The sequence below is a fragment of the Algoriella xinjiangensis genome, from assembly GCF_900115015.1.
Lineage (GTDB): Bacteria > Bacteroidota > Bacteroidia > Flavobacteriales > Weeksellaceae > Empedobacter > Empedobacter xinjiangensis.
On the sequence record NZ_FOUZ01000006.1, the window covers coordinates 129,742 to 150,175 of the forward strand.

Annotated in this window: 21 protein-coding genes; 9 read left to right on the forward strand and 12 right to left on the reverse strand. The window is 29.3% G+C overall.

The genetic code is table 11. From position 1 onward, the window contains the following. Positions 1–31: 31 nt before the first annotated feature. Entirely contained in the window at positions 32–523 is a 492-nt protein-coding gene (locus BM072_RS07215) for a DinB family protein (RefSeq protein ID WP_092907986.1), read from the forward strand. Positions 524–560: 37 nt separating this feature from the next. On the opposite strand, the gene BM072_RS07220 is transcribed toward BM072_RS07215, so the two are convergent. The 3 genes from BM072_RS07220 to uvrA all read right to left on the reverse strand — a co-directional run bounded on the left by BM072_RS07220 (position 561) and on the right by uvrA (position 5,734). Further along, entirely contained in the window at positions 561–1,262 is a 702-nt protein-coding gene (locus BM072_RS07220) for a DUF4328 domain-containing protein (RefSeq protein ID WP_092907987.1), read from the reverse strand. Between the two features lie 37 nt (positions 1,263–1,299). Continuing rightward, complete coding sequence (locus tag BM072_RS07225; RefSeq protein ID WP_092907988.1) at positions 1,300–2,838, reverse strand: SulP family inorganic anion transporter; 1,539 nt, start codon at positions 2,836–2,838, stop codon at positions 1,300–1,302. 94 nt (positions 2,839–2,932) lie between these two features. Beyond that, complete coding sequence (gene uvrA, locus BM072_RS07230; RefSeq protein ID WP_092907989.1) at positions 2,933–5,734, reverse strand: excinuclease ABC subunit UvrA; 2,802 nt, start codon at positions 5,732–5,734, stop codon at positions 2,933–2,935. Positions 5,735–5,859: 125 nt separating this feature from the next. Between uvrA and BM072_RS07235 the strand changes: the two genes are divergently transcribed. Beyond that, on the forward strand, positions 5,860–6,903 hold the full coding sequence (locus BM072_RS07235; RefSeq protein WP_092907990.1) for a serine hydrolase domain-containing protein: 1,044 nt from the start codon (positions 5,860–5,862) through the stop codon (positions 6,901–6,903). A gap of 76 nt (positions 6,904–6,979) precedes the next feature. On the opposite strand, the gene BM072_RS07240 is transcribed toward BM072_RS07235, so the two are convergent. The 4 genes from BM072_RS07240 to BM072_RS07255 all read right to left on the reverse strand — a co-directional run bounded on the left by BM072_RS07240 (position 6,980) and on the right by BM072_RS07255 (position 10,284). After that, positions 6,980–7,762, reverse strand: a complete 783-nt coding sequence (locus BM072_RS07240) for a hypothetical protein (protein WP_092907991.1) — start codon at positions 7,760–7,762, stop codon at positions 6,980–6,982. Positions 7,763–7,764: 2 nt separating this feature from the next. After that, a complete protein-coding gene (locus tag BM072_RS07245; RefSeq protein ID WP_092907992.1) occupies positions 7,765–8,610 on the reverse strand; it encodes a hypothetical protein in 846 nt (281 codons plus the stop codon). Continuing rightward, the gene (locus BM072_RS07250; RefSeq protein WP_092907993.1) at positions 8,607–9,389 is read right to left on the reverse strand and encodes a hypothetical protein; all 783 of its coding nucleotides are present in this window, start codon (positions 9,387–9,389) and stop codon (positions 8,607–8,609) included. The genes BM072_RS07245 and BM072_RS07250 overlap by 4 nt, the downstream gene beginning before the upstream one ends. A gap of 556 nt (positions 9,390–9,945) precedes the next feature. Next, entirely contained in the window at positions 9,946–10,284 is a 339-nt protein-coding gene (locus BM072_RS07255) for a DUF3060 domain-containing protein (RefSeq protein ID WP_092907994.1), read from the reverse strand. 86 nt (positions 10,285–10,370) lie between these two features. Here BM072_RS07255 and prmC point away from each other — a divergent pair, with 86 nt between their 5' ends. The 3 genes from prmC (at position 10,371) to BM072_RS07270 (ending at position 12,467) form a co-directional block, all read left to right on the forward strand. Beyond that, positions 10,371–11,198 carry a peptide chain release factor N(5)-glutamine methyltransferase gene (gene prmC / locus BM072_RS07260; RefSeq protein WP_092907995.1) on the forward strand — a complete coding sequence of 276 codons (828 nt, stop codon included), beginning with the start codon at positions 10,371–10,373 and terminating at the stop codon, positions 11,196–11,198. 120 nt (positions 11,199–11,318) lie between these two features. Further along, positions 11,319–11,846: a hypothetical protein gene (locus BM072_RS07265; protein WP_125113015.1), complete on the forward strand. Its 528-nt coding sequence runs from the start codon at positions 11,319–11,321 to the stop codon at positions 11,844–11,846. 54 nt (positions 11,847–11,900) lie between these two features. Next, positions 11,901–12,467, forward strand: a complete 567-nt coding sequence (locus BM072_RS07270; protein ID WP_092907997.1) for a GNAT family N-acetyltransferase — start codon at positions 11,901–11,903, stop codon at positions 12,465–12,467. 33 nt (positions 12,468–12,500) lie between these two features. Here the strand turns inward: BM072_RS07270 and BM072_RS07275 are convergent, their stop codons facing one another. Then, positions 12,501–13,313, reverse strand: a complete 813-nt coding sequence (locus tag BM072_RS07275; RefSeq protein ID WP_092907998.1) for a WG repeat-containing protein — start codon at positions 13,311–13,313, stop codon at positions 12,501–12,503. Between the two features lie 134 nt (positions 13,314–13,447). Between BM072_RS07275 and BM072_RS07280 the strand changes: the two genes are divergently transcribed. Then, positions 13,448–14,458 carry a hypothetical protein gene (locus BM072_RS07280; RefSeq protein ID WP_092907999.1) on the forward strand — a complete coding sequence of 337 codons (1,011 nt, stop codon included), beginning with the start codon at positions 13,448–13,450 and terminating at the stop codon, positions 14,456–14,458. Positions 14,459–14,490: 32 nt separating this feature from the next. On the opposite strand, the gene BM072_RS07285 is transcribed toward BM072_RS07280, so the two are convergent. After that, the gene (locus BM072_RS07285) at positions 14,491–15,579 is read right to left on the reverse strand and encodes a DUF3810 family protein (RefSeq protein ID WP_177190275.1); all 1,089 of its coding nucleotides are present in this window, start codon (positions 15,577–15,579) and stop codon (positions 14,491–14,493) included. Then, the gene (locus BM072_RS07290) at positions 15,560–16,534 is read right to left on the reverse strand and encodes a bile acid:sodium symporter family protein (protein WP_092908001.1); all 975 of its coding nucleotides are present in this window, start codon (positions 16,532–16,534) and stop codon (positions 15,560–15,562) included. The genes BM072_RS07285 and BM072_RS07290 overlap by 20 nt, the downstream gene beginning before the upstream one ends. Before the next feature lie 170 nt (positions 16,535–16,704). Between BM072_RS07290 and BM072_RS07295 the strand changes: the two genes are divergently transcribed. From BM072_RS07295 to BM072_RS07305, 3 genes are read left to right on the forward strand one after another with little or no spacing between them, the layout of a single operon-like run. Further along, positions 16,705–17,043 (forward strand): hypothetical protein, encoded by a 339-nt coding sequence (locus BM072_RS07295; protein ID WP_092908002.1) that lies wholly within the window; start codon positions 16,705–16,707, stop codon positions 17,041–17,043. Positions 17,044–17,084: 41 nt separating this feature from the next. Further along, complete coding sequence (locus BM072_RS07300; protein ID WP_092908003.1) at positions 17,085–17,456, forward strand: hypothetical protein; 372 nt, start codon at positions 17,085–17,087, stop codon at positions 17,454–17,456. 27 nt (positions 17,457–17,483) lie between these two features. After that, positions 17,484–18,599 carry an agmatine deiminase family protein gene (locus BM072_RS07305; protein WP_245752071.1) on the forward strand — a complete coding sequence of 372 codons (1,116 nt, stop codon included), beginning with the start codon at positions 17,484–17,486 and terminating at the stop codon, positions 18,597–18,599. A 35-nt stretch (positions 18,600–18,634) separates the two neighbouring features. Here the strand turns inward: BM072_RS07305 and BM072_RS07310 are convergent, their stop codons facing one another. Together BM072_RS07310 and BM072_RS07315 are read right to left on the reverse strand one after the other, a co-directional pair. Further along, positions 18,635–18,928 carry a hypothetical protein gene (locus BM072_RS07310; RefSeq protein ID WP_092908005.1) on the reverse strand — a complete coding sequence of 98 codons (294 nt, stop codon included), beginning with the start codon at positions 18,926–18,928 and terminating at the stop codon, positions 18,635–18,637. 55 nt (positions 18,929–18,983) lie between these two features. Beyond that, a complete protein-coding gene (locus BM072_RS07315; RefSeq protein ID WP_092908006.1) occupies positions 18,984–20,426 on the reverse strand; it encodes an MFS transporter in 1,443 nt (480 codons plus the stop codon). Between the last annotated feature and the right edge of the window lie 8 nt (positions 20,427–20,434).

Genomic DNA, 20,434 nt, shown 5'->3' on the forward strand with positions numbered 1-20,434 from the left:
AAATTTTCTAAATTGTAAAAAAATAAGAACAATGAGTACTATAAACCACGATAACTATATTTCAATTTATGATGGAATTGAAGTTGAAGACGCTTTACAAACGCGAATTTCGGATATTAAAAAGACATTAACTATTGTTACAGAGTTAGATAAATGGGATTATCGTTATGCAGACGAAAAATGGACTGTAAAAGAAGTTGTGCAACATTGCATTGATTGCGAAAGAATTTTCTCTTACAGAGCGCAACATATTGCACGAGAAGATCAACAATCACTTAACTTTTTTGATGAAAATGAATATGCAAAAAAATCAAATGCAAACGCAAGAAAACCTCAAGATTTGATAAAAGAATGGACAAATTTGATGAAAGCAACTTATTATCAATTTTTAGCTTTTGATGATGATGTTTTAAGTAAAACGGGAAAAATTGGTGACAAAGAATTTTCGGTAGAAAAAATTGGTTTTGTTACAGCTGGACATTCTATTCATCATCTCAATATTATTAATGAGAGATATTTATAAATAATTAAAAAGCACTTCGATTGAAGTGCTTTTTTGTTTAACTTAAAATTATATTATTGGTAGAAAGTTCTTCTAATTTTAAATATTGTTCTAACTCTTGTTCTGATCTAGAAAGTGTTTTTATCATTAAAATTGTTAAACTAATAGAAACTAGCGAAACTACATCACTAACTAAAATTAATTTTTGATAATATAAAGCTTGATCAATTGAATCATAATTAATTTTAGTCGCAATTCTTGAAACAACATTCTCAATCCAGTATGCAATCCACCAAGCAATTAAAATATTATAATTATTTAAATTTGACACATGATTTTCATTAAATTTATGAAGTAAATAATCATATTTCAAGTCGATTTCTTTCGCTATTTTTAAAGGTTTTACAAAATTCATAAACGGAATTACAAATCCCCAAAATGCCATATTATCATTATTATCTATAGAAAGACCAACCCTACTTAAGTTTGCATAAGCCCTTCTGAACCATAAAACAAAAAAAATCATTGTTCCTATAATAGATAAAACTTGTAAGACTCCGCTTATACTATAAACCATTTCTAATGTAGAAACATCTTCAATTTCTGCATTAGCATATTTATTTAATTCAAAATAATAATAAATTCCGATAAGAAAAGAGATTACAATAAATACAAAGGCAATATAAAAACTTAATATCACATTTTTTTTTCGTTCAGAATTCGATCGATAATTCTCAAAATTTAATTCATTTTCATTCATAATTGTGTTAATTAAATTATGGTGTTAATTTATATTCTTAATTCTTTGGCATTACTTTATAAGTTGGATCTTCTTCTATATTTACCTCAATAATACTTTTTGCATTTGCTAATAATTTAATGGAATCTTCGCTTAAATGTCGCAATATAACATGCTTATTTTGTTGGGTATATTTAGATGTAATTAAATTTAAAGCATCAATTGCACTCATATCAACTACTCTACTCTCTTTCAAATCAATAACAATATTTTTTGGATCATCATTTATATCAAATTTTTCTAAAAAAGCAGTAACAGAACCGAAGAATAATGGACCATAAATTTCGTAAACTTTTCGTCCTTTTTCATCTATAGATTTACGCGCTCTGATACGTTTTGCATTATCCCAAGCGAAAACTAACGCACAAACAATAACCCCTACAAAAACAGCCAAAGCCAAATTATGTAAAAGAATTGTAATTGCTGCAACTAAAACACTCACAAAAATATCTGATTTTGGCATTTTAGTAATTAATTTAAAAAATCCCCATTTGAAGGTCGAGATCGCAACCATCATCATAACGCCAACCAAAGCTGCCATCGGAATTTTTTCTATTACTGGCGCACCAATTAAAATGATAATTAAAATTGTAATTGCTCCAATTGCAGGACCAATTCTTGATCGAGAACCTGCATCTAAATTCACAAAAGTTTGCGCAATCATTGCACAACCTCCCATTCCTCCAAAAAATCCATTTGTAATATTTGCCGCACCTTGCGCCAAACATTCTTTATTAGACGAACCTTTAGAATTTGTAACCTCATCTACCAAGGTCAACGTTAACAATGTTTCTATCAAACCAACAGAACCCATGATGATAGAATATGGCAAAATAATTTTTAAAGTTTCGAGATTAAATGGTACATATGGAATATGGAATGACGGCAAAGCGCCTTTAATACTCGCAATATCGCCAACAGTTTTTGTATCAATATTAAAACCTAAAACGAGTACAAAAACTACCATAATTGCAACCAAAGAAGCTGGAATAAGTTTTGTTATTTTTGGAAAAACAAAAACCACTAAAACGGTTAATATAGTTAAACCAAGCATTGTGAATAATGGTGTTCCAGAAATCCAACTTGAAACTCCGTTTGTAGTTGATTTAAATTGTTCTAATTGAGACATAAAAATAACAACCGCTAATCCATTTAGAAAACCATACATCACTGGTTGAGGAATTAATCGAACAAAACGTCCTAGTTTGAAAACGCCAACTAAAATCTGAAAAACACCCGCTAAAGCAACTGCTGCAAAAATATATTGATCGCCGTATGTTGCATTTAAAGCGATTAAAGTAATGACTGTTGCGCCTGCTCCACCCGAAACCATTGCTGGTCGACCACCAAAAATTGCAGTTACAATTCCCATAATAAAAGCTCCGTATAAACCAACTAATGGTGATAAACCTGCTAAAATTGCGAAGGATAAAGATTCGGGAATCATTGTCATTGCGACAGTTAATCCTGCTAAAATTTCGTTTTTGTAATTTATGTTTTGATTGGTTGAAAGATATTGTGATAATGCAATTTTCATGAAAGTAGAAAATGTAGTTATTGATTATTTTAAGTGAAAAAGCATTAAAAATGACTAAATCTTTAATGCTTTTCTAACTATTTTTAAATATATTTTAAAGCTTCTCTTTCAAGAATTTTCCTGTGTAAGAATCTTTTACTTTTATTATTTCTTCTGGCGTTCCTTCGGCAACTAAATAACCTCCTTTTTTACCGCCTTCTGGACCTAAATCTATTACCCAATCAGCAACTTTTATGATATCCATATTATGCTCAATCACAAAAACAGAATGTCCTAAATCAATCAAAGCACGCAAAGCAGTAATTAATTTCTGAATATCGTGAAAATGCAATCCAGTAGAAGGTTCATCAAATATAAATAATGTTTTATTTTTTGTTTCTCCTTTGGTTAAAAAGAATGCTAATTTGATACGTTGCGCTTCACCACCCGACAGTGTATTAGACGATTGTCCTAATTTTACATAGCCCAAACCAACATCTTGCAAAGGTTTTAATTTCTCTACAATTTTTGTTTGATTATGTGCTTTAAAAAACTCAATTGCATCATCAATTGTAAGATTTAACACATCTGAAATTAACTTACCTTCGAACTTAACATCTAAAATTTCTTTCTTAAAACGTTGTCCATGACAATCTTCACAAATTAAGTCGACGTCAGCCATAAACTGCATTTCTATCGTAATTGTTCCATCGCCTTTACAGGTATCACAACGACCACCGTCTACATTAAATGAAAAATGTTTTGGCTGAAAACCCATCACTTTACTTGCCTTTTGCGAAGCAAATAAATTTCGGATATCATCGTACGCTTTCACATACGTTACGGGATTAGAACGAGAAGATTTACCAATCGGATTTTGATCGATTAATTCAATTCCTTCTAATTTTGAAATATCACCAACTAACTCATCAAAATCACCGATTTTATTTCCAAAAATCTCGAAATTACGTTGTACAGCTGGTGTTAAAATATCTTTCATTAATGTTGATTTTCCCGAACCAGAAACTCCCGTAATCACAGTCATTTGGTTGAGTGGAAATTTAACATCAATATTTTTTAAATTATTTTCGCGAGCGCCTAAAATTTTCAGATAATTTGGAGATTTAAGACGATTTTTAGGCACCTCAATTTCCATTTTACCATTCAAATATTTAGCAGTTAATGTATCGGCTTTCAACAGTTCTTGATAAGTACCTTCAAACACAACTTCTCCTCCATTTGTACCAGCTTCGGGACCAATATCAATAATATAATCGGCAGCTTTCATGATATCTTCATCATGTTCTACAATAATTACAGTATTTCCTAAATCGCGTAAACGCTGTAAAATTGTGATAAATTTTTCTGTATCACGAGAATGTAAACCGATAGATGGCTCGTCTAAAACATACATAGAACCGACCAAGCTACTTCCCAAAGAAGTTGCTAAATTGATACGTTGCGATTCTCCACCAGAAAGTGTATTAGAAGCTCTGTTTAATGATAAATACTCTAAACCAACATCTAATAAAAATGTTAATCGAGATTTTATTTCATAAATGATTCGTCCTGCAACTTGTTCATCAAAATGATTAAATTTTACATTTACGAAAAACTCATTCAATTCATTTAATGGTAAATCAACTAAATCATTAATCGATTTATCTGCAATTTTCACAAAATTAGTTTCTTTTCGTAAACGTTTTCCTTTGCAAGTAGGACATGTTGTTTTTCCGCGATAACGCGAAAGCATTACACGAAACTGAATTTTATAGGTGTTTTCTTCCACCATTTTAAAAAATCCATCCAAACCTTCCCAATCGTCTTCACCGCGCCACAAATAATCTTTTTGTTCTTCGGTTAATTCGAAATATGGTTTATGAATTGGAAAATCTACTTTTTGAGCAATCTTGATGAAATGCATTTTCCATTCGCTCATTTTTTCGCCTTTCCAAGCAACAACAGCATCTTCGTAAATTGAAAGTGCTTTGTTTGGAACGACTAAATTTTCTTCGACACCAATTACTTTTCCGTAACCTTCGCAAGTTGGACAAGCGCCGTAAGGATTATTAAAACTAAAGAAATGAATATTAGGTTCGTTAAAAATAAGCCCATCTGATTCAAATTTATTCGAAAAATACTTGATTTCGTTTGTGTCAATATTTACAAGAGAAATATCACCTTTTCCTTCAAAAAAAGCCGTTTCGATAGAATCTCCTAATCGATGATAAAAAGATTCTTCATCTTCCTCTGGCAAAGCGATACGATCAATAATTAAGTGAACATCATTTTCGGGTTGAGGCTCAAAATTAAATGAAATTAAATCTTCAATTTTAACTTGACTTCCATCTACACTTAATCGCGTAAACCCTTGTTGTTGGAGTATATTTAAATGTTCTGCGAAATTTCTTTCTTCTGGAACAACTAATTTTATCTGTAATATAAATTTTGCACTGATTGGTTGCGTTTTTAAAAAATCGACTACATCTGTCACCGAATCTTTTTGCACCAATTCGCCCGTTATTGGGGAATATGTTTTACCAATGCGGGCAAACAACAGCTTTAGATAATCGTAAACCTCTGTTGTTGTACCAACCGTAGAACGTGGATTTGTAGAATTTACTTTCTGCTGAATAGCAATTGCAGGCGCAATTCCTTTGATATAATCGACTTGCGGTTTATCTAATTTTCCTAAAAATTGACGCGCATACGAAGAAAGACTTTCCACATAACGACGCTGACCTTCGGCATACAACGTATCAAAAGCCAAAGTAGATTTACCAGAACCTGACATTCCTGTAATTACCACCAATTTATTCTTCGGAATTGCTAAATCAATATTTTTTAAGTTGTGTAGTTTAGCACCTTTTATTAAAATATAATCCTTTGGATCGAGTTGATTAATATCTTTCTTCATTGTAGAACAAAGGTAAGTTTTTTTAAGAAATATAAATTTTTGGGGACAATAATTTTATCTGCGTACAGATTGTTTTATTATTTTTGAATGACCCAAAAAATTAACTTAAATATCTTTTGACACGAATGAAGTTAAAACTAAAATTAATTGCTAGTTTATTTGCATTATTTACAATTACTAACCTAAATGCGCAACATAAAAGCAATTTTAAAACTAAAATAGATAGTGTAATTACTGCTCAAAATCTGATATCTTTTAACGGTGTAATTTTAATCAGTAAAAACGATAAAGTTATTTATACGAAAGCTGTTGGCTATAAAAACATTGAAGATAAAATTCCTTTAAAGCTTGATGATCAGTTTGAAATTATGTCTAATACAAAGCAGATTACATCAGTTTTACTTTTAAAAGAAGTTGAAAAAGGACGTGTCAATTTAAATGATCCGATAAAGAAATATATTCCGACGTTAACGCAAAATTGGGCAGATTCTGTTACTGTTCATCAATTATTAAATCATACACACGGAATTGTTGCACTTGATAAACCTTTGCTTTTTACACCTGGAACAGATTTTAAATATGGTAATCTTTCGAATGTTCTTTTAGGTAAAATCATTGAAAATTCTACAAAAAAATCGTACCGAGAAGTTGCAAATGAACTTTTTAAGGAATTAAAAATGACAAATACTTTTTGTTATGTTGCAGATGGTACCCATAATTTAACAACTGGATATATAAATGATAAAAATAGATTTGAACCAACAAAAAATGAATTGATTAACGAAGAAAATTTACCTGCAGATGGTGTTATATCTACCGCAAATGATTTACTTATTTGGAATAATTTTTTGCATAATGGTAAAATATTATCAAACAAAATGTATAAATTAATGACAACTGCTTCTGCGCAATCTCAACATAACGTTTTTGGAAAAGAGAAACAAGGTTATGGCTACAATATTAGAATTGCGCAAGAAAATAATGTAAACTATATTGGACATACTGGCTTAGGAAATGGATTTTCTTCGTTGAATATTTACATTCCGAAAAATAGCATAAGCATTATTGTTTTAGAAAATAATATGAGCAATGATAGCCAACTTTACTATTATTATGAAACAATGATAAAGAATATTGTCTTGAAAAGTATTTCGAATAAAAAATTCTAAAAAAACAATATAAATTAATAATCCCTCTTATCTAATAAAGTTAAGAGGGATTTATTTTATGTGAAAAAATATTTTATTAATATGGATGTAAAAGTGTTGTTGTCATAGTTGAACTAGCCATTGCTTGATTCAGTTTAGTTGTATCTGTAGGTTGTCCAATCCCTAGATTAACTAAAGTACTTCCAGAACCAAGTTGTCTATTTCTACAAGCCGCTTGTACTTGATAACTTCCTTGCTCTAATTTATCTAAAGTAACATTTAAATTAAAAATTTTGTACGAACCTCTTAAACCTCTTACTACGTCAGAACGCACAGCTTTTAATTTATATTCTTCAGTTCCTTTTTTAAGAAAAATACCACATGCAAAACTTGCTGAATAACTTGCTGATCCACTAGCTCTATTTATTTGTACCGTTGTTTGTAAGCTAAGCGTTACTTTACTAGAACCTGTACCATCTGTAACAACAAAATTATCTTTATTTTTTGTTAAATAAATCCAATCAGTTGCATTATCATCCATGTTATATGCAGCTGTGCTTCCAGTTGTATTAAATAATATTCCTGTATCATCTTTTGTTGTATTTAGATAATACAAAGACAAACTACCCGTACCATTGGCTATTTGATAAGTTTTCCAATTATTCTTTGTATCTGCATCCGCTTTTATTTGTAAAAGTTGATCTTTAGTTCCAGCTTCTCCCGCAACTATATCTGTTCCTCCAACTCTTAATTCTTTTCTTAAATTAAGATCTCCATTTATATCTAATATTCTTGTCGGATTTTCGGTATTAATTCCGACTTGCGAGTGTACAAATGTAGTTGTAGAGATTATTGTGAGTATATATAAAAATAATTTCATGATTAGTCAAAAATTGAATTAAAGTTTTGAGGAATTTCGTAAACATCTACTTTTAAAGAAGATTGAGCCATAAAAGCATTAATATTTGTTGTATTACTTTCGTTTACACCAATTGCTAACACAAGTCTTGAGTCGGTAGAAGTTTTAAACCTAGCACAAGCCACTTTTACTGTATGTGATGTTGCAGTTAAATTAGTCGCTCCTCCAATTTGAGTATGTGTAAGAAAGGTACTTGAAGCAGTACTATTAAAAAGTGTATTAATTCGTATACTTTTCAATACATCATCTATAAAAATACCACACGCATATTTTAAATCATCTCCAGTTACACTTGAATTTGAATTATTATCCACATTCTTTTGTTGAACTAAATTGTTTTGTTGAACAACTGTCTCAAACTGAAAGTAAACTTTACTCGAAGTACTATTTACCGTAAATGTTTTTGATAATCCTGCTATTTCCTGAAAACCCTTTGTTTTTAAATTCGTTAAGGTTGCATTCTCTACTAAATCTGTTGTAAGATTTGAAGCAACAACTTGACTAGACGCTATTCTTAAACCTACTTGATCAGAAAATGAATCATTAAAAATCAAATAAAACTTATTTGGCTCATACAATGGGATTCTCAAAGCTTTCCAAGTTGGTGCAAGTCCTTCTCCTTGTGAAACCAATACTTGATCTGTTATTCCTTGAGATTCTTTGTTCTCATTGTCTAAAAATAATCGTTTTCTTAATCCAAAATCTCCATTTACATCAAGACTTGCTTGTGGACTTTTGGTATCAATACCTATTTGTGCTATTGCATTAAAAGAAAGCGTTCCTAAAATAATTAATAAGACTTTTTTCATTTTTTTTCTGTTTTAAAAGTTACTAATTCAGTCAAATCAATTTTAAGAAAAGATTTCAATGCAAAACCATTAGAATTTGTAGAACCTGCTGTATTTGTTCCGATAGCAAATGTATGACCAGTACCTTCTATTCTACGGCAAGCAACTTCTATAACATGTGTTCCTTTTGTTACATTTTCTTCTGTATAATTTAATGTGTAAATATATTGAATAGGTGTACCAACAGTAAGTGTTGTGATTTTATCTGGCCTAAGTGCGACTAATTTATCATTCTTGAAAATACCGCAAAGAAACTTCACCTCTCCAACTGCTGTTCCAGTTGGCGTATTCGCCTCTATACCAGCTTGCAATTGATAAGTGATTATATTTTCTGTTGATTGAATCTCCATACTCGTTTTTAAACCAGCTATTTTAGCCCAAGTTGTAGTATAAGCATCACCAATATTACTTAATGCAATACCGTCAGCAGTTGTTAAAGTTCTAATTCCAGTACTATTATCTGCAACATAAGTATTAATCAATTTATACTGACCATTCTCCATAAACGGAACGTTTACATATTTCCAAGTCGGTGAATTTCCAACTCCTTGCGAAACTAAAACTTGATCTTTTTCTCCAGCTTTTCCTTTAGTTGTATCAGTTCCCCCAACTCTAAGTGAACCTCTTAAAACAACTTCTCCATTAACATCAAGTTTGCTGATTGGTGACGATGTTCCAATACCCACTTGAGCGATGCTTAAGCTTGATATTAATAAAAATGGTAAATGTAATTTCTGCATATATCTCTTTATTAGTTATTCGTTTATCTATTATTGTTTAAAAAAACAATAAAATTATGTAGGTCGTTTGAGAGAGTTACTTTTTACTAATAAAAAGCATTATATAAGGAGTTTAATTATTAATAAAAACATAATAAGGTATATTAAATGATTTACTTATAATTATTTAGGTGGCTTATATCGTACAAATTTATAATTGTTTATTAGAAAATAACAACGGATAAAAATTGGCCGATTAACAAAACATAACCTTGTTTTATCATTTATTCAAAAATAATAAATTTAAATTATGAATATTTATACAATATCGCATATTGAATGAACTATCAATATTTTTAACATTTATACAAGCTGAGAAAAATCATTAAGAAGTCACAATTTTAACATAATTCTAATACATTTCTAATCTAATTCTAATGTTAAAAACTCAAAAAATGCACTTATTTCAAGAATATAATACAGAACAATAAACCTAAAAGAGTATATAATTTGGCGTTAAAAAAGCCTCTATTCGTAATTTCTACGTAATAGAAGCTTATAATTTAGTTTATATAACTTATTTTCTCTTGATAATCTTATTATCAACACCTAAAATAGACTGAGGTAATTTTCCGTTTTTTGATAGCGCTTTCGAATAATACAGTTTATTGCCAGAACCAGCCAATTCTACACTTAATAATCCATCAACTTTCACCGTATTATTAACACCTTGCAAAACTACTTTACCACAATTCCCTCTCAACGTAATATCATGTCCACTTCCCGCAACTTCTACTCTATCTCCCTTACAATCTATAGTCTGCGTTTGATTTGTTCCATCAATCGAGATTTGAGAAAACGCAATTTGTCCTAATCCTAAGAAAAAAATTGCTGCAATTAATTTATTCATTTTCATATAGATAATTTTTAATAGTTTAATAAATTAAAACAACAATCGTGCAATATTGACGAGATAAATTAACTTTACAAAAATTTAACGCCATGACGTTAGCAGATTTAAAACAAAACTTCTACAACGAGTTACAAACACTATACAGTCAAGACGAAATCGATGCTATATTTCTTATTTATTTAGAAGATAAGTTTGATTTACGCTACTCGCCTACTCAAAATTTTGAATTTGAAGCAGAAGCAAATGAAGATTTAATTGCCCTAAAAGCAGGAAAACCAGTACAACATATTACACAAAAAGCATTTTTCTACGATAATTTATTTTACGTAAATGAGTATACTTTAATTCCTCGTCCAGAAACCGAAGAATTAATAGAAATCATTCGTAATGATTTTCCGAAAGAAGAAAAATTATCGATTATAGATTTAGGCACAGGAACGGGTTGCATTCCTATCACACTTTCAAAAATATTTACATCAGCCAAAGTTTCTGCAATTGATGTTTCGCCAGAAGCGCTAAAAGTTGCACAAATCAATGCCAAAAATCTAACTACAACCATTCATTTTTATCAAAAAGATTTATTAGAAGAACTTATTTTTGACGAAAAATTTGATGTAATTGTTTCTAATCCGCCGTATATCAGAAATTTAGAAAAGGCAGAAATGCATCAAAATGTTTTAGAATTCGAACCACATTTGGCGCTTTTTGTAGAAGATGATAATGCCTTGATTTTTTATGAACGAATTATTGCTTTTGCTCAAAACAATTTAACAAATAATGGAACAGTTTATTGCGAAATAAATCAATATTTACCCGAAGAAACCAAACTTTTATTCGAAAAAGCATTTCGTAAAGTTGAAATTATAAAAGATCTTTCTGGAAATTATCGCATGTTAAAATCTACCGAGATAAAATAAATCAAACCTACTATTCGTTATTACTTTATAAAAAACAGATATAATTTTATAACTATTTAAAAAATTGGTATCAAAATTGTATTGCAACCAAATAGTATTAAAACAATTAAAAAACGAACTATGAAAAAACTTTTTGTATTAGTAGCAGTTGCATCTTTATCATTTGCTACTTCTTGTAAACAAGAAACTGAAAAAACAACTGAAACTAATGTAACTGTAGATTCTTTGGCTAACGATTCTACTGCAATCGTAACAGAAACTACAACAACTACAACGACATTATCTGAAACTGATGCGAAAGCAAAATTAGATCAAGCTAAAGCTGATTTAGATGCTGCAAAAGCAAAAGGAGATAAAGCTGCTGAAGCTGTTGCACAAAAAGCTTATGACGATGCTAACACTGCTTGGACAGACGCTAAAGCTGCTGTAAAAAATGCTGCTGCTGACGTAAAAGAAGGTGTAAACAATGCTGCTGATAAAGTTGACGAAAAAGCAACTAAAGCTAAAGAAGATATCAAAGATGCTGCAAAAGACGCAAAATCTGATATAAACAATGCAGCGAAAGATGCAAAACAAGATGTTAAAGAAGCTGGCGCAAAAGCAAAAGAAGGATATAACAACACGTTAGATAAATTAAAAGCAAACTAATTATTTTATAATAATTGCTAACTTAGCCTTGAGAAATCTCAAGGCTATTTTTTTATGTTAAATTTTAGAAAAGCAACAAAACAAGACGCTTCATCAGTTGCAAAATTAATGATGTTGGCGATGGATAAAATCGTTTTTGATTTTATTGGAGAAAAAAATGATGAAAAAGGAACTCTATTTTTAGAAAATCTTATTCAACAAGAAAATAATCAATATAGTTACCAAAACACAATTGTTGTAGAATATGACAATCAAATTGCGGGTTGCACAACTTTTTATGATGGTGTAAAGCTTGAAGAATTAAGAAAACCTGTTCTAGATATTTTAAAATCAAGTTATAATCAAGTTATAAATCCACAAGATGAAACGCAAGCGGGCGAAATTTATATTGATACAATTGCAGTATCTCCAGATTTTCAAGGAAAAGGAATTGGTTCTAAAATTTTAGATTATTTGATTGAAGAAATCGCAATTAAGCAAAATAATGTATTGGGATTATTGGTCGATTTTGACAATCCGAATGCAAAAAAATTATACGAAAGAAAAGGATTTAAAGTTGTTGGCGAAAAAATGTTAATGAACGAAAATCACGAACATATGCAATATCATCCTCAAAAATAGAAAAACAAAAAAGAGCTTAATTAAGCTCTTTTTTTATTTCATTACACCTATTTGTTTCAGTATTTTTTCTTCGTAAGGATCTATAGAAAATTGATCGAATTTCACAAAATCTTTTCCATCTTTTAAATAACCCAATTGATAATTTTGACGAATTACTGGTTGATTTTCATAACTTTCTAGAATTGGTAATTCAGAAATAGCTTCTAAAATCAACTCATTTTGAGTAGAAATCAATCCAAAATGCATCAAATTATTATCTTTTGACAAGAAATAAGGAAAATAAGCTAATATATCTGGACGTTCTACTTTATTAGTTGTTGCTTGTCCAAATGTTGCAAAATTTTGGTCAACTGGTGTTAAATATTCATATTGATAATCAATTAATAATTGATTCTTTTTATCAATCATTCCCCATTTTCCGTTTTGCTCTACTCCTGCCAAACCAGCTTTAAAATCGGTACAACCATCATACAAAAACGGAATAACAACTTGATTTATCAAATCTATAAAACCCCATTTCCCATCTTTTTTAACTGCACAAACGTTCTCAATAAAATCACTTGTTAAGTCATAATCAAAAGGAATTAAAATTTGATTAGATTTTGTCACAAAACCCCATTTATCATTTTGCTGCGCACTATATGCATTTACAGTTGTTAAAACCAATTTTTGATAATCAAACGGAATAATTACATTTCCTTCCTTATCAATAAGTCCGAATTTATCTTCTATCGAAATTGGCGCTAAACCATTACGATCAAAAACTGTTAAATCCTCAAAAGTTGTTGTTTCTTTATGAACAAAACTATCAAATTGGTCGGTATCTTTTGGTGCTATTTTCTTCATCTTTCTCTAACTATTTGCAAAGCTAGTTAAACGTCACGAAAATTGAGAAAGATTTTTTTATAAAATAACCGTTTGTAATCGTCTTTTGAAATAATAATTCTTATTTTTGTTGAATAACGCTTAAAGTACAACCTATGAATATTTTTACTAAACTGTTTTTTACTGCAAGTCTTATCACAAGTAGTTACGTTGCAGCTCAACAAGATAGTATAAACATTATTGATTTGCCAACGACAATAAACAAAGATTACGCTTTTGATGGTCTTTGGAGAATTTCGAATGATGGTAATACGTCTAACTACAAAATTTCTGGTGGAAAGTTAACCAACTACACATCAAAAACAAGTGATGGTCTTTATTTAGACTTATACTTTGTTCCTTCAACATCTACAGTAAATCTGTATAATTTACCTAATAAAATTAATGCGACAGCAGAATTAGGAAGCTTAGAAGGAAATGGTACAAGTTTTAATAATGTAATTATTACATTCAAAAATTCGGATATTAATGCCTTGAGTCAAGGAAATTATACGCCAATTTTATTATTAAAAGAAAAAAGCTCGGGCTCAATTGTTAATTATAAAATTTTAAGTAATAAGATTTCATTAGAATCAAATGAAATTTTTATTGATAAAAAAATTGCACTTGATCCTTTCCCTATTACTCAAAAAGAACCAGAAAAAACATTAGTTTCTTCTGAACCTTTAGATGATTCTTTATCTAATATTTACACGCCAGTTGGTAGTAGTTTAGATATAGAACATGCAAATCAAAAGTTAAGATTAGTTGGGGTTTGGCAATTAGAAATTGATTTTCAGACTTTATTAGTTAAAATTGATGGAATAAATAATGCGATTCAGAATTTAGATTCAAAATCAACAAAGAAATTAAAATTATTAGTTTATTTTTCTAATGAACCGATAAAAGATAATAATGAAGTTAGTGGTTATGAGTTATTGAATATTGATGTTTTATCAATTTCTGGAAATACAAAAATAGAAAAACCAGTTTTTACGTCTAATATTACAAAGTTAATTCCTGTTGGAGAATATTATCCAATTTTAGTTTTAACAGAACAAAATGACGAAGGAAAATACATCATCAAATCTACATTAAGTTTAGGTGATAAATACGCTTGGAAGTAAGATTATCTTATAAATAATAAAAAAGGAACTGATTATTCAGTTCCTTTTTTTGTTTGGTGCAAATAATAAATTAACTCTACATATTTGCTATAACTTATTGTGCCCTCTTGGTCATTTGCTTTTAAAAACTGATTATTTAATTCGCTAAAAGTATCACTTGTTTTTCCCTCATATTTAGCATAATAATCTATCTCCGCTTTTCTATCTGCAACAATATTTGGATGCATATTATCCAATTCCATTTTCACAAAATAAGGGTCAGATTTATAAATTGCGCCCAATAAAGAATAAACACTTTTATAATAAACTGCGTAATTTATTTCAGGATTTTTAGATTTAGAACCTAAATAATAAGCCAAAAAATTTGCTTCACTTTCTGATGCGAAACCCATTTGATGTCCATATTCGTGAAACATTGTAGACGGTTGTTTTAGATTTGTATTGTATCGATTTAGATTCGCTTCTACAGAAAATGGATTGTAATATCCTAAAATTCCTAAATAATTTTGCATCATCGAAATGTTGGATAATTTATAATGAGCATGCTCTAGAAAACGATAATTTTTTAACCAATTCAATTCTTTTAAATGAACTTGTAATTTGAAAAACTCTGCATTATAATCATTCAAAGTTGATTCAAATTGAATCGTTTTTTTACCTGAATGTTTTATTAAATTTCTAGAATAAATTGCTTTGTTTAACTCTTCACAATAAATTGTTTTCAGAATTTTTGGATCAATTTTAATCTCTTTGGAATCAAATGTTAACGTTTCTTTCTTATACATAATTCCCCAAGCAAACATGTAAACAAAGTAAATTACATTTACAAAAATCAAAATTTGAGTAAGTAATTGAGGTAATTTTTCTCTTTTTTTGAATGATATTTTTATCAATCTCACTAAAAAATAAATACCAATAAAAGCCAAAAACAAATAGAAAAGTTCGCCTACAGGAAAAGAAATTGCATTTGTGATTCTGGCAATAAAACCTGAAATTGGAAAAGTTATGTGATGAATGATAAAATCGTTTACTTGCTGAAACGAAAATAAAATTGAATAAATTATAATTTGAACTATAAAAATACTTAAAACAACAACTGTTTTACTCCACTTCTTTTGCATATTGATTTGCAACATAACTAACATAAATTAACTGAAACGTGTGATATAACATAATTGGAATTAAATAAATTCCGATATCACCCGAAAAAAGTACAGCTGCAATAACCGAACCATGAACCAATGATTTTTTTGTAGAACAAAACTGAATTGTAATATCATCTTCTCGGTTAAAATTCATTTTAATTGCAATCCATTTTGAGAAATTAAAGACCACAAAAAACAAAATAATAACGATAAATAAAACAATAAGTAAAGGATAAACGCCTATTTTGGTAAATAATCCGTCCAAAAAAGTGTGACTAAAACTATTGTAAACAATCAGAATAATTGTGAGTTTATCTAAATTAGAGAATTGTTTTTTGTATTTATTGTAGAAATTTCCTAAAAATGGTTGCGCAAAAGCACCTAAAATTACGGGTAAAATAATCTTTAAAATTAAATCTAAAAAAGTCGCCATCAAGTTGAAATCGCCTCCATTTTTAGATAAAAATAAACTCATCCACAAAGGTGTTACAATAATGCCTATTAAGCCCGAAATACTTGCATTAAAAATGGCACTTGGTATGTTTCCTTTTGCAATAGAAACCATAACAACCGACGAAGAAACTGTACTTGGTAAAGCTGCTAAATAAAAAACCGCAACAAATAAAGTGAAATATGCAGCGTCTAATTTTACGATTGGATAGCCTAATAAAACCAATAACGGAAATAAAATAAATGTGATTGATTGAATTAAAACATGCATTCGCCAATTTGCTAAATCTTTAAAAACATCTTTCCAATTTAATTTTAATCCATAAAAGAAAAAGACTAAAATTATACCAATATCTATAATTGTATTTAGGTTAAACGAGTCATAATTCCATAAACTAACTGCAGGAAAAAAGTACGCAATAAGAATTGCGACAAACAACGAAATGATAAATGGATCGGGTAAATTTTTCAGAAATCTCAAAATTCAATATATTTTAAACAAAAATAATAAAACCATTTGATAGAAAAATTTTAGAACACTAATAATTTGATTACTAGCTAATAAATCGTGGTTAAATAATTGTTATTAATTTTATTAGGTTAAAATGTTTTTATTATTATATTTGTCCTAACAAACCTAAATCTAATCTTATGAATACATGCCTACAATGCAACCAAACATTGTTTGGTCGTAAAGACAAAAAATTTTGTAACGATTTCTGTCGAAATTCGTACAATAATAATCTTAACAGAGATAAAGTAGAAATCGTTCGAAATGTCAACAATCGATTAAGAAGAAATAATCGTATCTTAAAAACTTTATTGGAAGAAAGTGCGCGTTCGGTTTCTAAACTAGAACTTAATTTGCGTAACTTTGATTTTAAGTATATTACAAATGTGAGTGATACAAAACATGGTACAATTTTTTATGTGTATGATGTTGGATATCAGAAATTAGACGACGAAAATTATTTATTATTTCAGGAATAAATTTTTATTTTTTTATTGAATAAAGCGTGTTAACTTAGTTAATGCGCTTTTATATTTTAGCTTCAATTATAAATATAAATCTCAAATTTCTAATAGACGAAAATATTCAAAATTACAGACAACCAATGGTTACCTCAATTGGTATTATACTTGGTTTTGTACTTGGCTTTACGGGAAAATGGGCTACAGAACCTATAACAGAAACACAAATAAGCGACTATTTTGTAAGTATAGGTTTGCTTACAAGTATAATATTACTAATTATTGCACTTTATAGAATTTTAAATAATAACTATCCTAAAGATAATACCGCTAAATATTATCAAAAGACATTAAAAATATTCATTATTGGTATTTCCTCTGCTTTTATTGGTATTATCATTTCTATATTTCAAACAATTTTAAATCATTAACCTATGAATAAAATCCTATTAATAACTATGACAGTTATAAGTTTTTGTAGTTCGTGTAATAAAGAAGACGATCAAAATCCTTCAAAAGAAAAAATTCTTTATACCATGCCAGAAGAAAGTGAAATGCACGAAGGAACTTGGCTACAATGGCCTCACCAATATCAATATGGATTAGAATATCGAAATAGTTTGGATCCAACTTGGATTGCAATGACAAAGGAATTAGTAAGTGGCGAAAAAGTACACATCATTGCATATAATCAAACCGAAAAAGATAGAATTATTTCTCTTTTAGAAAATGCAAATGTATCGTTAACTAATATAGATTTTAAAATTTATAAAACAGATGATGTTTGGGTAAGAGATAACGGGCCAATATATGTGAGAGATGAAAAAGGTAATTTAGTTATTGAAGATTGGGGATTTAATGGATGGGGTGAAAAAATAGATGAAGAATCTGGAGAACCAATAGAATTTGATAATTGTGATATAATTCCTCAAAAAATTGCCAAGGATCAAGGAAAAACATTAATAAACCTAACTAATGAAATGGTAAATGAAGGTGGAAGTGTAGAAATTGATGGTAACGGAACATTAATGGCCTGTAAAAGCTCTATCCTTAATAATAACAGAAATCCTGGAATGACATTAGCTGAAGCTGAAAGTATATTTACAAAATATCTTGGAGCAACTAATTTTATTTGGTTGGATGGTCAACCTGGTCTTGAGCTTACCGATCAACATATTGATGGATTTGCAAGATTTGGAAATTCGTCAACTATTGTAACAATGGATCAAAAAGATTTATTGGCTTTTGATGTAAAACAAAATGATATAAATAGCCTATATGCTGCTAAAAATAAAAGTGGTACACCTTATTCGTTTTTAAAAGTTCCATTAACTCAAAAAAATGTAGTAACAACTAACGGAACAAATTTAGGTTACAAAGGTTCTTATGTTAACTATTATATCGCAAACAATAAAATTTTAGTACCAAATTATAATGATCCTAATGATATTGTTGCAAACACAATAATTCAGAGCCTTTATCCTACAAGAACTGTTGTGGGAATTGATGTAAGAAATTTATATCAAAATGGAGGAATGGTACATTGTGTAACACAGCAACAACCTGCAAAATAAATATAAAAAAACCATCTCAATTGAGATGGTTTTTGTTAGATTTTATTCTTTCTAAAAATATAAATGAGATAACTTCCTATAATTAAAACAACCGAAGCTCCTATTAACCAAAATATACGGTATAATTTTAAAGGTTGTTCTATTAGTTGGATTTCAGATTTATAATGATCTATTAATCCCGAACTAGGGTTAATTTCTATTAATTTTTTTAATTCTATAATTTGCAATGCGCTAATACTTCTGTAACTAAAAAAAATATTTACAGAGATTATTAGTAACAATACAAACATTACAACTAAAGTAATCTGAATTTTAGTTAATCTATTCATTTTTTATAAACTTATAAAAAAGCCTAATCGTACGATTAAGCTTTTTATTTATTATTTAATGTCCTCCTTCTGATTTTACATTACTCAAGCTGATTCCTTGTTTTTTTAATAAAACTGGAGATATTAATGCATAAAATACTAAATATGCAAAACAGATTACACCTGCTATATAACTAAAGTGGATAGATGTTTTATCAGCTAAAATTCCTTGTAAATAACTCACAATTCCTCCTCCCATAATCATCATAATCAAAAAGCTACTTCCTTGAGATGTATTTTTCCCTAATCCATTTATTGCTAAGGCAAATATACAAGGCCATAGTGTACTACAAAATAAACCAACACTTGTTATCGCATAAACACTAACTAATCCGCTAGTATTCATACCAATCAATAAAGCTATAATTCCAATTACCGAGAATGTTAATATCATTCGAGCAGGATTTCCTTTGGTAGAAATATCTGCTAAGATTAAAACTAAAATAATTATCGCATAAAAATAGAATGGTTGAAGTTCATGACCAGCAATTAAATTTACCAATAAGAAAACACCAAAAGCTAAATATGGTGCAACAAATTTTAAAATCATTGTTTTAGATTTGTCTAAACCAAAAGCTTCGGCAGCACCACCCCAACGCCCAATCATCATACTTGCCCAATAAAGAGAAACGTATGGTGCAACTTGCGCAATTGTAAAACCTAACTCTTTTTCCATATAATCTGGTAGATTACTTGCTGTAGATACTTCTACACCTACATATAAAAAAATAGCAATCATTCCTAAAACCAACTGTGGATATTTTAGTGCCGAAGATCTATCTTTATTATTTGCAGCAGATTCCTCCGTTTCTTCTTCTTGATCTGGATGACTAGGTAATGAAGAGAATTTTAAGAAAATAGCAACTATCAAAAATGCTAATCCCAAGCATAAATATGGAATTTTCACACTCTCAATACTCAATTCTGTATTTCCATCAGATGCGCTTCCAAAAATTGCATACGCTACGATTAAAGGTCCTATTGTAGTTCCTAAATTATTAATTCCGCCAGCTAATGTTAATCGCTGCGATCCTGTATTTGGATTTCCTAATGCGATAGCTAATGGATTAGCAACGGTTTGTTGTAACGAAAATCCTAAAGCAACTGTAAATAATCCGGAAAGCATCAATGGATATGATTCCAAATTAGCAGCTGGAATAAACAATAATGTTCCTAAAGCTGAGATTAATAGTCCTAAAGATAAACTATTTTTATAGCCGATTTTATTGATTAAATCTTTCCCCATAATCATCGAAATAATCATGTAAATGACAGAACCTACTGTGTAAGCAATATAAAAAGCTAATGATACAAATTGACTTTGTCCTTGCGATAAATCAAATGCTTTTTTAAATACTGGGATCAAAATATCATTACTCGCCGCTACGAATCCCCAAAAGAAAAAAACCGTAACTAAAGGAATAAATTGTCCCCAATTTGTTTTTTGTGATTGACTCATGTGTTTGT